A 13,559-nucleotide genomic window follows, 5' to 3' on the forward strand; every position below is an offset into this window, starting at 1 on the left:
AATGTCTATTCTCCCTGTTAGCCCTGAGCATGTGGCGCACCAAGCCAGGGGCCAAGGATGCTCTCACGCTGGAATGACAGACGTAACAACAACTTATTTTACGGGCAGCAGGTCCTTCGCAAGCTCAGGATGACAGATGATTTTTAAGATTACTCCCAAAGCAAAAACCGGCCCGCCTCCTGTGGGAAGCGGGCCGGCCAAAACGGCAGCGTGGCTGTCAATTAACGCAGATCTACCACTTTCACGCCTTTATACTTCGATTTATCGAAGTTGAAGGTAGTGGCGTCTACCGGCGGGTTGGGCTGAAACTGCTTGATAGTGTAGGTATAGCGGTTGCCGTTCTTCTTGAACATCTGCCAGCTTTTCACCGATTTATCGGCCTTTCCTACCTTGATGCGCACTTTATACACAGCATTGGAGCGGTCTTCCGGCGACAAATCGATGATGTCGATAGCCTGGCCGCCTTCTTTGGCTTCCTGCACGTAGGTGTACTTATACCCCTTCTTATATAAAGTAAATATTTGAGAAGGAGACACTTCCTGATCATCCGGGTCGTAGTCGGAGATGTTCACCTCGTTTTCCGACTTCAAGTAGGTCCACATGGTCTGGCCATTGTTGATGACCTCTTGGCCATTCACTTTCAGCCGGAACTTAGGGCCACTCACAATGATGTCGCCGGTGATATTTTCCTTCACCTTGGCCTTATCATTTTCCAAGGTTTGCGTGAAGTTAGCCCGGAATGCTTTCATCGCCTGATACTTAGCACTCATATCATCGAGAATCTTACCGGCCTTGGGGTCCTGCTGCGCCGATGCGGCTTGTATGAACGAAGCAGACAGCGCGAGCAGAGCGAGAAATTTTTTCATTGCAGAAATTGGTGTAGCGAGCTTGAGTAGTAGAGCGAAGTGCTCTGCGAAAGTTTAAACGAAGAAAACTAAAAGTAGAACAACGCTAAGCTCTAATTTTCTCCTGGCTAAGTTCTATTTCTGCATCGTGTTCAACAACTGTTCCAAACTGTACTCATCGGGGATGAGCACTTCGCGGGCTTTGCTACCCTCAAACGGCCCTACAATGCCGGCGTGCTCCAGCTGGTCGATGAGGCGGCCGGCACGGTTGTAGCCCAGCTTCAGCTTGCGCTGAATGAGCGAGGTGCTACCCTGCTGATGAGTTACGATCACGCGGGCGGCTTCCTCAAACATCGAGTCGCGGTCGGCGGGGTCAAAGTCCTCGCCGCCGTTGCCACCACCGTCTTCGCCGGCTACCTCAGGCAGCTGGTAGGCGTCGGGGTAGCCCTGCTGCTCGCCCACAAAGTCGCAGAGGCGGTCTACCTCCGGCGTGTCGATGAAGGCGCACTGCACCCGGATGATATCGGAGCCCTGCGAAATCAGCATGTCACCCTGCCCCACCAATTGGTCGGCACCGCCGGCGTCGAGGATGGTGCGTGAGTCGATTTTGCTGGTCACTTTAAAGCTGATGCGGCACGGAAAGTTGGCCTTGATGATACCCGTAATCACGTTCACCGACGGGCGCTGGGTGGCCACAATCAAGTGAATACCAATGGCGCGGGCCAGCTGGGCCAGGCGGGCAATGGGCGTTTCCACTTCCTTGCCAGCCGTCATCATCAGGTCGGCCAGTTCGTCAATCACCAGCACAATGAAGGGCATGTAGCGGTGGCCCTTTTTGGGGTTGAGGCGACGCTCCACAAACTTGCGGTTGTACTCCTTCAGGTTGCGGCAGCCGGCGTCTTTAAGCAAGTCGTAGCGCCGGTCCATCTCCATACACAAGGAGTTGAGCGTGTTCACCACCTTTTTAGTGTCGGTGATGATGGCTTCCTCGGTGTCGGGCAGCTTGGCCAGGAAGTGACGCTCAATCTTGTTGAAGATGCTTAGTTCTACCTTCTTGGGGTCGACCAGTACAAACTTCAGCTCCGAGGGGTGACGCTTGTAGAGCAGCGAGGCTAGTATCACGTTCAGGCCCACCGACTTACCCTGACCGGTAGCCCCGGCCATCAGCAAGTGAGGCATTTTGGCCAGATCGACCACGAATACCTCGTTGGTGATGGTGCGGCCGAAGGAAATCGGCAGGTCCATTTCGGTGTTGATGAACTTGTCGGTGGCGAAGACCGAACGGATGCTCACCATCTCCTTCTTCGTGTTTGGCACCTCAATACCGATAGTACCCTTACCCGGAATAGGCGCGATGATACGAATACCTAACGCGGCCAGGCTCAGAGCAATATCATCTTCCAGGCTCTTGATTTTGGAGATGCGCACGCCCGCATCCGGCACAATCTCATAGAGCGTAACGGTAGGCCCAATGGTGGCCTTGATGCTGGCGATGTTGATGCCGTAGTGCCCCAGCGTTTCCACGATGCGGTCCTTGTTGGCCTCCAATTCCTCTTTGGATACTTGAGCTTTGGGGGCGCCATAGTCGTTGAGCAGCTCCAGGGTAGGGTACTGGTAGCGAGGTAGGTCGAGGGTAGGATCGTAGTTGACGGCGGGCATGGCCTCGGCGTCCTCGTCTTCCTCGGCAATAACGGCCATGTCGGCGCCGGCCGAAGGGTCTAGCTCGCCGGTCTTATCCTCAATTTCGAAGGGTGCTTCGGGCTTGGCAGGCTCTACGGTCAGCGGCAGTGCCGAGGCCGTGGCAGCTGGCAGCGGCGTAGTATCGTCAGCCAAGTCGGCGAGGGAAAGCGGGGTTGGCACACGCGATGCGGACGTAGCAGTAGATGCTACTTCAGGCTCAGCAGTGGGCATCTCGAAGGAGAAGCTGGGGCCGCTGGCGGCAGCTTTAGCCGCCACGGCACCCGCGTCAGCCACGGTAGCCGCCGCTCCGGCGGAGGCAGCAACTGCCGGCGCCGCAACGGCCGCCGGTGCCACACTCAGGGCCACGGCACCACCGGCCACGGCACCCGTACGCACCACTTCTGGCTCGGTGGGTACGGGGGTAGCAGCCACTGGGCGACGGTCGTGCAGGGTGATGTTCAGAGCATCATCCTCTTCATCTTCATCAGGCTCCAAGGTGTTATCTTCCTCCATCTCTTCCGAAGCAGCCGGCGAGAAGCGCGCCGTATTTCCGGCACGATTGGTCGCAGTAGTCGGCGTAGCCACAGCAGGAGAAGAAACAGCTTCCTCCTCTCCTACCCCCCGGCTCAGGCCCAGGGTAGTCACGTTGAAGAAGAACACCACGAAGGAAATCAGCAGGAAAGCCAGCAACAGCACCGTGCCCCAGCCAATAAGACTGCTCAGCCACAACGCGGCCTCGTAACCTACTCCGCCGCTCAGAAAATCGAGGCGATGTGCCAGGTTGGGGTCGGCGTCGGGAGCCTGCATGCTGAGCACCACGTAGCCTAGCAACACACTCAGCCACAACATACTAAACAAGCTCAACGCCAGTACGTAGCTCACCGACACATCGGCCCGGCGAAACACAATTTTATAGCCCAGAAAGAACACCACTGGAATAACGGCAAACGCCGCCACGCCAAAGCCTTTGTAGATTAGAAGTTGCGCGGCCCAAGCTCCTACCAGTCCCAGCAGGTTGCTGGACTCCTGCCCGGCTTCTTTCACCGGGGTGTTGGCCAGGTTCTCTACCACACTTTGGTCGGCGTGCCCCGTGAACAGGAACGACACAAAGGCAATGGTGAGGTAGATGGAGCTGAGCAGGAAGAAAAAGCCCAGAAATAGCTGAAAACGCCGGTCGCGCAGGAAACTAAACAGCCCGCCCAGACGCACGGAGGGTAGGCGCAGGGGCGGGCGGGCAGCGCGGGGCGCAACCTTCGGCTTTTCCTTGTTGCGCGGCTCGCGCCGGGGCTGCTCGCGGGCGGGGGCTGCCTCCTCAGCCACGGGGGTCGCCGCTCGTGTCGGGCGCGGCTCGTTGGCACGGGAAGCGGGGGCAGTATTCGTTTGCTTATATGTATTCTTCGCCATTCTGTTATCTCACCAAAAAGCCAAATCTAGCAAATTCGAGGGGGAAACCGGGGAGTGAAACCGTAAAACGGTGACGGAGTGAAGTTACTATTTTCGCGCCCCGATTTGTTTGTAAATTCTTTCCCGCGTCTCACTTCGCTACCTCGTACACGAACAGTTTCCAGTAAGCTGCCGCATCGGCCTGCACGGCCAGCAGGCGCAGGCCACTCTCCTGCGGCCGGGCCAGCCTCGCAGCCGACAGCACAAAGCGCCCCCCCAACTGGCGAAACGCCGCGGCATCGAAAGCCCAGTGTTGCACCACGCGGCGCGAAGTAGCGCCTACCCGAAAGTTTCTGCCAAGCTCGGCTGAGAACAGGTAGCAACGGTTGCCCCAAGCATCGAAGTAAGCGCGTAGCGCAGGGTCCTTGGCCAGCTCTCCGGCAATGAGGGGCCGAAACCGGCGCTTGTAACGCAGGGGGTAATTGTTCTGGTAGCTGTCGAGGGTATAGAAACCGTTGAGCTGGGCCACGCCAGGCGGTAGGCCCAGGCAGGCTACCCGGTAGGCGGGCGGCTCCTGGCCGGTGCGCTCGTGCAGCAAGGCCCGCACGCGCGCAAACAGCCGAGGTGCTACGTAGGCGGCATAGTCGGGGTCGGTGGCGGGGGCGGCGCCTGCCAAGTGACGCAGGTTAGTGGTCCACTCGGTGTTCATGGCTAGGCCTACTATGAGCTGCGCTGCCACTAGCCCTATCCGCAAACGGCCGGGGGGTAGGGCGCGCAGGCAGAGCAGCAGCACCACAAACCAGAGCAACGGCGTCAGGAAGTGAAACCGACTTACGTTGAACGTGCGCAGCAGCAGCAGTTGGTCTTGCAACGCTGTAAGCAACTGCGGGTAGAAGCCACAAAAAGCGGCCACCAATACCAGCACCACACTCAGCGGCAGCAACTGCCGGCCAAGCTGCCGACGTGCCGTTGGCTGGCTCCGGGCCAGCGCCACCGCTACTGCCACCAGCATCACCCCTCGGAAAAACAAGCTGGCGTGGTACTGCCCGAGCAGCAGGTAACGCAAGGCGCTTTTTAGGCCACTTAGTAATCCCATGGGCGCCAGCTGGCTGATATCAAACTCCACTCTATGCGACACAAACTGCTTGGCTATCAACAGGGAATAGAACAGCGGAAACTCCACTATCAGGTAGCTTAGCAGCAACAGCCCAGCGCCCATTAGCACCCCGCCCAGGTAGGCGCGGCGGCCGTGCCACCAGTCCCACGCCAGCAGCCCCCCGATACCCACCAGCAGAAACGGCCCCACGTACACGAAAATCGACCACAGCGGAAACGTGGCCAGCAGCAACCAGCTTACACCTCGCTGCCTACCCTCCCGCAGGTTCAAGATGGCCCATAGCACCCAGGGCTGCCCCACCACCGACAGCCCATAGATAGTGTAGAGCGGCAGCGTAGCCCAGGCCAGGGCTAGCAGTGCTGCCAGGATAGCGTCGGGAGGGTGGCGTAGCCAGTGCGTGCGGGCCAGTGCGTAGAAGCCCAGCAGCGCCACCACACGCACCAGCAGTGCGTGCAGCAGGTAGGCTGGCAACGGGGGTAGCCAGGCAAACAGCCACATGGTCACGCTCAGGCCAGGGCGCAGGGCGTTGCGCGGCAGGCCATCCATCAGAGGTGGAACCACGGCGGTAGGGCGGTAGTCCAGCAGTACGTCGTGGCGGGGCAGCAGGTAGGGCGCTACCAGTTCCGAGTCGAGGTTGTCATCGATGGTCAGGTAGGCGTGCTCGCCCAGTAGCCACGTGGGCACCAGCAGCACCAGCAACACCAGCAGCGCCCAGCGCAAAGGAGTACTAGAAAAGCGAAAAAAAGCGGGCATAGCACAGAAACCAGACAGAAAAACAAAAGTATCCTGCGCCGGTCGTATTTCCTGTCCAGGTTGTTATTCGTGCGAAATCTACCCAGTTTCGCACATTCAATTTGTTACAATTATTTCCGGTTCCCGCTTTTTTACCATGCTTTTAAATTCCGCTAGCGACCCCACCGACGGCAGCTCCTGTATCCTTGTATATGATGAGGATAACCACTGGCTGCGTGCCACCTGGAAGGGGTTTGTAGACAAGGGCGAAGCCACTAGAGGGGCTGATCATTACTTGATTTCCATGCGAGACGTCAATTGCCCTTACCTGTTAAATGACAACAGCCAGCTGGTGGGGCCGTGGTTTGATTCGATTGAGTGGTTGCAGCGAATATGGGGGCCCCAGGCCAATCGGCTTGGTCTACGCTACGTAGCCCACGTAACGCACCGGCTGCGCAGTGAGCTGGCAGTGCTGGACAAGCATCATCCCTTTCAGGGTCAGTTTGAAGTACAGCTTTTTGAAACCGTAGCCGCCGCTGAAGATTGGCTGCGCGCTTGCCAGAAACGGTGAGATGGTGAGTTTGTGGAGCAAAAAGCGGGTGTCATCCGCTTCTTGCTTCGTAACTGATGCTGTTGCCAATACCTGCCTGCTCGGCCAGGGCTTTACTGGTGAAGAAGGAATAGGCTCCTCACCAGGCATCAGTATGCGCTACACCAGATTAAAGTCCTCCTTGAAAATGCGCTCTAGCGGCACCTTGGCCTCTAGTAGTTCCTCTTCTACAGAACTCATCAGCGCCGCCGGGCCACAGAGTAGAAAGCATTTTTCCGGCAGGTTGCCTACCTTTTCGCATAGCAGCTTGGCATCGAGCAGGCCCTCAGCATCGGAGTGGTGTGGCACATGGATGCTGTCCAGCTTCTCTAGATCTAGTCCTTCAATTTCTGCATGGTACAAGGCTTCGTCGGCCTTCGCAACGCTGTAGATCAGGTACGTTTTTCCCTGGCGGCGCTGCATGAACGCGTCGCTCGACAGCATACTCAGAAAGGGTGTGATGCCGATGCCCCCGGCAATGAGTACGGCGTCGCGCTCGGGCTGCTGCCAAAGGTGGTTGCCAAACTCGCCATACGGCCCCCACACCCGCGCCCGGTCGCCCGGCTTCAGCTCCGTCATTTTCCGACTCCAGTCGCCTAGTGCCTTCACCGACAGGCGCAGCCTTGTGGCTTCCGGGGCCGACGATACGGTGTAGGGGTGCAACTCGCGGCTCACTGCTTCGGCCTCAAACGACACATACAGGAATTGCGCAGCCCGCTGGGGCATGCGCCTACCCACTGGCTCCAGGTACACCTCAGTAATGTCGTCCAGTTCGCGTACTTCCGCCACGCGGTACTGGTAGATCGGCCCAAAAAAACGGTAGAGCACCCGCATGTATACATAGCACCCCAGACCTGCTACTACCCACAGGGTAAACCACGCCCGCAGCAGCGGGAAACGCATAATTTCGCCGTGACCTTGAATGCCGTGGTAGACGACTAACAGCAGCACCAACCCAAATAGGTTATGCGTCTGCTTCCAGATGTGATACTTTACAGGGGGCCAGATCGAAATAACGACCAATCCTACCAGCAAGGTCAGGGCCACGAGGCCCGTGTTGCGCACCACGTCGGCGGAAAACCACAGATAGCTCCCGAAAGCTGACCAATCGGGCAGCAAGTGCATTGCCAGGAAAATCGGGTGCAGAAAAATCAGACCGAAGGCGGCTTTACCCACGTCTTGGTGGGCTTGGTAGGCTTTATCCAGCCCTCCAAAAAATTTGTTGATTGGTTGTAGGCGAGTGGCCAGAATCAAGGCCCAGCACATGCATAACGTAGCGGGCATACTCCCGATTTTGGCGACGTACTTGAACTGGTCTTCGTACCAGGCGTCGTAGTACCACATCGAACCCAGCCACAAGGCCAGGGTAATCACAATCGACAAGCCAATAGCAAAATAGCCCCAATAGTATTGCTGTTTAAAAAGCTTCATACACGCAGTAAGTGACGTAATGGGTAAGAGAAGTCTACCGCAATACGCATACCGGGGAAATTATTTGCCTTTTCTACCCCATATCCGCGCACATTTCTTAGCTGCGCGGGTGAAACTCTGTAATGACCTGCTTCAGGTAGTCGCGGTCGAGGTGGGTGTAGATTTCGGTAGTGGTGATGCTCTCGTGGCCCAGCATTTCCTGCACAGCGCGCAAGTCGGCACCCCCTTCTATGAGGTGGGTAGCAAAGCTATGGCGGAACGTATGCGGGCTGATGCTCTTGCGAATACCTGCCTGCTCGGCCAGGGCTTTGATGATGTTGAAAATCATGACGCGCGACAATTTGCCACCGCGTCGGTTCAGAAACACAATGTCTTCGTCGCCGGGCTTCACGTCGAGGTGGGCGCGGATGCCGCTGAGGTAGAAGCCCAGGTGCTTGAGCGCGTCGCGGCCGATGGGCACCAGCCGTTCCTTGCTACCCTTGCCTACCACCCGCACAAAGCCCTGATCTACGTACACATTAGAAAGACGCAGCTCCGTCAGCTCCGACACGCGCAGGCCCGAGGAGTACAGTACCTCTAGCAGGGCGCGGTTGCGGGTGCCCTCGGGCGTGCTCAGGTCGATGGCCACCAGCAGCTGCTCTACCTCGGGGTAGCTGAGCGTATCGGGCAAGTGGCGGCCGATTTTGGGAGCCTCCAGCGTGTCGGTGGGATCCAGTTGGAGCAGGTCCTCCATAATCAGGAAATTATAGAAGGCCTTGATGCCCGACAACGTGCGGGCCTGGGAGGTAGCACTCAGCCCCAGCGCCCCAAGCCACGTCAGAAAAGCGCGCAGGTGCTCAGGCGTCACGTGCTCTGGGGTGATAGGCAGCTGGTGCAGCTCAAAGTACTGGCGCAGTTTGCTCACGTCGCGGGAGTAGGCTTCCACGGAGTTACCGGACAACGATTTTTCGAGCCGCAGGTAGCCGTCGAATTGCTTTTGCGCAAGGGGCCAGGTCATGGATAGGAACTAGGAAACTGAGAAACCGGGAGGGCGAACAAAGGTCGGCGCTTTTTTCATAGGGTGCCGTTTCCTAGCTGTTTTCAGCTTAGCGAATACAGTTGCTGCACCCTCTCCTTGCTCAGCATACGTCGAAACTCAACCATTTGCCTTCAACAAGTCACATAGCTCACTCTTTCACAAACCGACTAATCACTACGCGTTCTGGCAGTTGGAACCGAACCAGGTAGTGCCCAGGCTGTAAGTCGCTGATGGGAATGGTCTGATTTGGTACTAGCACACTCGTCCGCAGGCGCTGCCCCAGCAGCGTGGTCACCTCATAGGGTAGCACTTGGGGCACGCCTAGTACAGTTAGCTCCGTGCGGGCGGGATTGGGGTAGAGCGGCAACCGCACCGCGCCGCCGGCTGCCACTGCGCCATTGGTGGCGGGCAGCGTCAGGGTTGGGTTGCCATCAAGCACGTACACGGGTTGAAAACCGGTGGACGCATTTTCGGTGTACTCCACTACCCGCACGTGGTAGCGACGGCTCGCATCGAGGTGGGGCAGCCGCACCGAATCGGCGGCCGTATTGGCCACCACGTAGGTGCCTGTGCCCAGGGCAGCCGGCGCGCTTAGTGCAGTAGGCGCGTAGCGGGTACCATCCAATGGAAAATCCACTATCGGCCGTTCGGCTTGCACAAGCACCAGGCAACGCGTGCCGGTACCGCGCTGCCAGCGCAGCACAACGCCTCCCGAATCGGATAGGGCCGTGAGTTCCGTTGCATTACGGGTAGGTGGCCGCAGATCGTGGGCGGGCATCTTTGCCACGCGCTGCACGGCTACCCAGCCTAGTTGGTCAAGCTCTTGCCAGCAGGCTTCTGAGGCGGGGCGCGTGTTGAGCAAGATGGCCCAGGTGTAGCCGCCAGCCGTACGCACCAGGTACGTGCCCGTGCCATCCATTTCGCCGCGGTGCCAGCGGTGGCCGGCGGCATTCACCATCCATCCTTTACCGTAATGGACATTCACGGCTGAGGGCTGCGCCATGGTAGCCAGGGTGGCAGGCGTCAGCAGGCCCGACTGCCCGGCCCTACCCTCCACCGCTTGCAAGAGTTGCACTAGGCTACGAGCCGAGCACACCCAGCCGCCGTGGGCACCCATTGCTTCCAGGTTGAAGCCTCCGTACGCTGCGGGCACTACCTTCCCCGAGCCGTCGCACGCCTCAGTTTGGTAGTGGCTTTCGTAGGATACCTCCCGCTCCAGCCGGTGGGCGGGTAGGTTGCGGCCCAGGTGCGCCTCGAGGGCGCCAGCGGGTTCCAGCAGTTGCTGGCGCACCCACGTTTCGTAGGGCTGACCCGTTACGGCTTCCAGCAATTTGCCCAGCACCAGATAGCCGATGTTGGAGTAGGCGTAGTGCGTGCCCGGCGTGGTATTCAGCCCGCGGGTCAGCAAGAAACGGATTAGGGTAGAGTCGGCTACGGGCGTGGCGGCGTGCATAGCGCGGGCCACGTACACCGGAAAATCGATGGGGTCGCAGCCATCCTGACCATCGCAATTGGTGTTGCGGTCCCAGCCGGCGGTGTGCTCCAGCAACTGCTGCACGGTGATGTCGTAGATGCGCGGGTCGCGGATGGCCTCTAGGTAGTATGGGCGCCGCAAGTGGCCCTGCGGCCCAAACACTTTGTCGGTCAGCCGTAGGTGTCCCTGCTCTACCAACTGCATCACGGCCAGCGCCGTTATAGGCTTCGATACACTAGCCACGCGCAACAGGTGGTAGGGCTGCATGGGCTGCGTGCCCGCCACGTCGGCCGAGCCGAAAGCTCGGGCATAGACCACGCCCCCCTGCGTACCAACTGCCACTGAGGCACCCCGGATGCCCCAGCGCTGCATAAACTGCTGCATGGCCCGGTCGAAGGGTTGAAAGGCGGGCTCCGAGACGCCCGTTTGCGCAGTTGCCCGCAGGGAAATCAATAAGCAAATGAAAAAGTAAAATTTCTTCAATTCCTAGGCTACCAAAAACATACAACATCCTACCCGAGGTCTGTCTCAGACCCGAGCGTTTATTGCAATTTTTGTAGCACAATCCATCAAAATAACAGACTTAAAAAAGTATGTTCTATAAACTTTCAAATAAAGTTTCTTCTGACATCCCTTGCACATGAAGCTAACAGCAAAGCCTATCATAATATAACATTACCTATATTTATACAATATAATATCCTCCATACGCGTTGAAACTTATTGTTGGCAGACAAAGCGGCGCGTGCTTTTCACCTCGCTGGGTGGCTTCTATCGTCGGGCGTCTTTCCTACCTTGCCAATTGGTTTTTGACACTTGGCATCTATTCGTTTCACGCCTTTTCATGCAAATTCTCATTCTCAACGGCCCCAACCTCAACTTGCTGGGCCAGCGCGAGCCGGGCATCTACGGTACCCGCTCGTTTGATGCCTACCTGCCCGAGTTGCAGGAGGCCTTCCCGAACCTGACCATCGACTATTTTCAGAGCAACCACGAAGGACAACTGATTGATAAGCTGCACGAAGTGGGCTTCACCTACCACGGCGTGGTGCTAAACGCGGGTGGCTACACGCACACCAGCGTGGCTCTGGCCGATGCCATTGCGGCCATCAACACGCCCGTAGTGGAAGTGCACCTGAGCAACCTGCACGCCCGCGAGGAGTTTCGCCACAAAAGCCTCATCGGCAAAAACTGCGTGGGCAGCATCGCGGGCTTCAAGCTCGACAGCTACAAGTTAGCGCTGCACTATTTCGACGGCCTACGGCCTAAGCGGGTAGGGTTTCGGGTGTGATGGAAAGGTGAGGTGGTGAAAACGGCTGTCATCCTGAGCTTGCGAAGGACCTTATGCCAGTTGAACGAGTCGTTATGACGTCGGTCATTCTTACGTGAGAAGGTCCTTCGACACTGGCTTTATGCGCCACATGCTCAGGATGACAGAACATCAAACTCACATTTTCACAACCTCACCTCTCCCCCATTCCCTACCTTTGTTTCCCTCATGTTTTGACTTTCCTTCCTATGTATACATTCAATCCAGGGCCGGCTGCTGTGTATCCGGCAGTGCGGCAATACCTAACGGATGCGTATGACCAAGGCTGGCTGTCGGCTCAACACCGGGGCGACCGGTTTACGACGCTGATGCGGCAGATTGTAGCCGATTTGAAGACCAAGCTCAACATTCCGCAGGACTATACCATCTTCTTCATGAACTCGGCCACCGAGTGCTGGGAGGTGCTGGCTCAGAGCCTCACGCCGCGCAAAAGCCTGCACTTGTACAGCGGCGCTTTTGGGGAGAAGTGGTACGAGTACGCCAAGGCCCTGCGCCCGGCCTGCGTAGGCTACCCCTTTGGTATTGATGAGCTGCCCGACGTGGCCGCCCTACCCCTACCCGACGACGAGCTGGACTTGGTGTGCATCACGCAGAACGAAACCAGCAATGCTACCCAGCTGCGCGACGGCTTCATTCTCAACCTGTTCAACAAAACCGGCAACGCCCTGCTGGCCGTGGATGCTACTTCCTCGATGGCGGGCGTGCAGCTGAAATTCATTAAGGGCGACATCTGGTACGCCTCGGTGCAGAAGTGTTTCGGGCTGCCGGCGGGCCTAAGCATCATGGTGTTGTCGCCGCGGGCGGTGGCGCGGTTCCGGCACATCAACGAGAGCAGCCACTACAACTCGCTCACGGCGCAGTACGAGAAGATGCTCAACTTCCAGACCACCCACACGCCCAACGTGCTCAACCTCTACCTGTTGAGCCGGGTGTTGCAGGACCGGGAGCCCATCAAAACCGTGCATCAGCACCTGCTGGACCGTGCTACCAAGCTCTACGACTACTTCGACCAAGCTACTCAGCTCAAGCCCATGGTCACGAACCCCGAAACGCGCTCTACCACCGTCATCGGCCTGCAAGGTCCGCCTGCTCTCATCGACGAGGTGAAGCGCCGCGCCCTGGAGCAGGGCATGCAGCTGGGCAGCGGCTACGGCAAGTGGAAGCCTAGCACCCTGCGCATTGCCAACTTCCCTGCCGTACCCGATGCGGCGTTTGAGCAGCTAGTGCAGTTTTTTGCCCGCGAGTTTGCCTAAGATGCTTTGAGGGGTAAGTATTGGATGAGCAGGTAGACTACCTGAACTAACTCAACACTTACCCCTCAAAACTCAACATTCCCATGATGTTCAGTTTAAAAGAAATCTTCTCGGTTACGCTCACCCTGTTTGCCATTATTGATATTCTGGGTTCGGTGCCCATTATCATTCAAATACGGCAGCGCGAAGGGAAGATCCACTCCGAGCGTGCTACTCTGGTAGCAGGCGTGTTAATGGTGGTGTTCCTGTTTCTGGGACAGAGCATTTTGTCTCTTTTTGGAGTTGACTTTCAGTCGTTTGCCTTAGCTGGCGCCATTATCATCTTTCTCATCGGCATGGAAATGATTCTGGGCATTGAGCTCTTCAAAAACGACCCCACGGCCGCGTCGGGCTCCATTGTGCCGCTGGCATTTCCCATCATTGTGGGCGCCGGCACCATGACCACCTTGCTTTCTCTACGGGCTGCCTACTCCCTACCCAACGTGCTGGTAGGCATCGTGCTAAACCTGGTCTTTGTATACATCGTGCTGAAAAGCTCGGCCTGGATTGAGCGCAAGCTCGGCAAAGCCGGCGAGGACATCCTGCGCCGCGTGTTCGGCGTGATTCTGCTGGCCATTGCCATCAAACTGTTTAAAAGTAATTTTTGAAGAGGGTCTTGAGGTCTTGGGGACTTAAGGGTTTGGTTGACGTTCAACGACTTATCGGAA

At 57.6% G+C, this 13,559-nt stretch carries 10 protein-coding genes; 4 read left to right on the top strand and 6 right to left on the bottom strand.

The annotated features are described in order from the left end of the window. Nucleotides 1–221: 221 nt before the first annotated feature. From lolA1 to MUN82_RS09115, 3 genes are all read right to left on the bottom strand, one after another. Nucleotides 222–866, bottom strand: coding sequence for an outer membrane lipoprotein periplasmic chaperone LolA1 (lolA1, locus tag MUN82_RS09105; protein WP_245096844.1), 645 nt, complete (start codon nt 864–866; stop codon nt 222–224). A 114-nt stretch (nt 867–980) separates the two neighbouring features. Then, nucleotides 981–3,929 (bottom strand): FtsK/SpoIIIE family DNA translocase, encoded by a 2,949-nt coding sequence (locus MUN82_RS09110; RefSeq protein WP_245096846.1) that lies wholly within the window; start codon nt 3,927–3,929, stop codon nt 981–983. A gap of 130 nt (nt 3,930–4,059) precedes the next feature. Further along, nucleotides 4,060–5,778: a DUF6044 family protein gene (locus MUN82_RS09115; RefSeq protein ID WP_245096847.1), complete on the bottom strand. Its 1,719-nt coding sequence runs from the start codon at nt 5,776–5,778 to the stop codon at nt 4,060–4,062. A 136-nt stretch (nt 5,779–5,914) separates the two neighbouring features. Here MUN82_RS09115 and MUN82_RS09120 point away from each other — a divergent pair, with 136 nt between their 5' ends. Continuing rightward, complete coding sequence (locus MUN82_RS09120) at nt 5,915–6,328, top strand: tudor domain-containing protein (RefSeq protein ID WP_245096849.1); 414 nt, start codon at nt 5,915–5,917, stop codon at nt 6,326–6,328. Nucleotides 6,329–6,466: 138 nt separating this feature from the next. Here MUN82_RS09120 and MUN82_RS09125 read toward each other — a convergent pair whose 3' ends face one another. From MUN82_RS09125 to MUN82_RS09135, 3 genes are all read right to left on the bottom strand, one after another. After that, nucleotides 6,467–7,777, bottom strand: coding sequence for a ferredoxin reductase family protein (locus MUN82_RS09125; RefSeq protein WP_245096851.1), 1,311 nt, complete (start codon nt 7,775–7,777; stop codon nt 6,467–6,469). Between the two features lie 97 nt (nt 7,778–7,874). Further along, nucleotides 7,875–8,774 carry a site-specific tyrosine recombinase XerD gene (xerD, locus tag MUN82_RS09130; protein WP_245096852.1) on the bottom strand — a complete coding sequence of 300 codons (900 nt, stop codon included), beginning with the start codon at nt 8,772–8,774 and terminating at the stop codon, nt 7,875–7,877. A 169-nt stretch (nt 8,775–8,943) separates the two neighbouring features. Next, nucleotides 8,944–10,752 (bottom strand): serine hydrolase domain-containing protein, encoded by a 1,809-nt coding sequence (locus MUN82_RS09135; RefSeq protein WP_245096854.1) that lies wholly within the window; start codon nt 10,750–10,752, stop codon nt 8,944–8,946. Nucleotides 10,753–11,113: 361 nt separating this feature from the next. Here MUN82_RS09135 and aroQ point away from each other — a divergent pair, with 361 nt between their 5' ends. From aroQ to MUN82_RS09150, 3 genes are all read left to right on the top strand, one after another. Beyond that, on the top strand, nt 11,114–11,560 hold the full coding sequence (gene aroQ / locus MUN82_RS09140; RefSeq protein WP_245096855.1) for a type II 3-dehydroquinate dehydratase: 447 nt from the start codon (nt 11,114–11,116) through the stop codon (nt 11,558–11,560). Between the two features lie 227 nt (nt 11,561–11,787). After that, nucleotides 11,788–12,852 (top strand): aminotransferase class V-fold PLP-dependent enzyme, encoded by a 1,065-nt coding sequence (locus MUN82_RS09145; protein ID WP_245096857.1) that lies wholly within the window; start codon nt 11,788–11,790, stop codon nt 12,850–12,852. Nucleotides 12,853–12,938: 86 nt separating this feature from the next. After that, nucleotides 12,939–13,499, top strand: coding sequence for a MarC family protein (locus tag MUN82_RS09150; protein WP_245097544.1), 561 nt, complete (start codon nt 12,939–12,941; stop codon nt 13,497–13,499). Nucleotides 13,500–13,559: the final 60 nt, after the last annotated feature.

The organism is Hymenobacter aerilatus (genome assembly GCF_022921095.1).
Lineage (GTDB): Bacteria > Bacteroidota > Bacteroidia > Cytophagales > Hymenobacteraceae > Hymenobacter > Hymenobacter aerilatus.

What these genes read in the sequence shown, in the direction of transcription:
- lolA1 (WP_245096844.1), bottom strand. Translation starts at nt 866, where the DNA reads ATGAAAAAATTTCTCGCTCTGCTCGCGCTGTCTGCTTCGTTCATACAA.
- MUN82_RS09110 (WP_245096846.1), bottom strand. Translation starts at nt 3,929, where the DNA reads ATGGCGAAGAATACATATAAGCAAACGAATACTGCCCCCGCTTCCCGT.
- MUN82_RS09115 (WP_245096847.1), bottom strand. Translation starts at nt 5,778, where the DNA reads ATGCCCGCTTTTTTTCGCTTTTCTAGTACTCCTTTGCGCTGGGCGCTG.
- MUN82_RS09120 (WP_245096849.1), top strand. Translation starts at nt 5,915, where the DNA reads ATGCTTTTAAATTCCGCTAGCGACCCCACCGACGGCAGCTCCTGTATC.
- MUN82_RS09125 (WP_245096851.1), bottom strand. Translation starts at nt 7,777, where the DNA reads ATGAAGCTTTTTAAACAGCAATACTATTGGGGCTATTTTGCTATTGGC.
- xerD (WP_245096852.1), bottom strand. Translation starts at nt 8,774, where the DNA reads ATGACCTGGCCCCTTGCGCAAAAGCAATTCGACGGCTACCTGCGGCTC.
- aroQ (WP_245096855.1), top strand. Translation starts at nt 11,114, where the DNA reads ATGCAAATTCTCATTCTCAACGGCCCCAACCTCAACTTGCTGGGCCAG.
- MUN82_RS09145 (WP_245096857.1), top strand. Translation starts at nt 11,788, where the DNA reads ATGTATACATTCAATCCAGGGCCGGCTGCTGTGTATCCGGCAGTGCGG.
- MUN82_RS09150 (WP_245097544.1), top strand. Translation starts at nt 12,939, where the DNA reads ATGTTCAGTTTAAAAGAAATCTTCTCGGTTACGCTCACCCTGTTTGCC.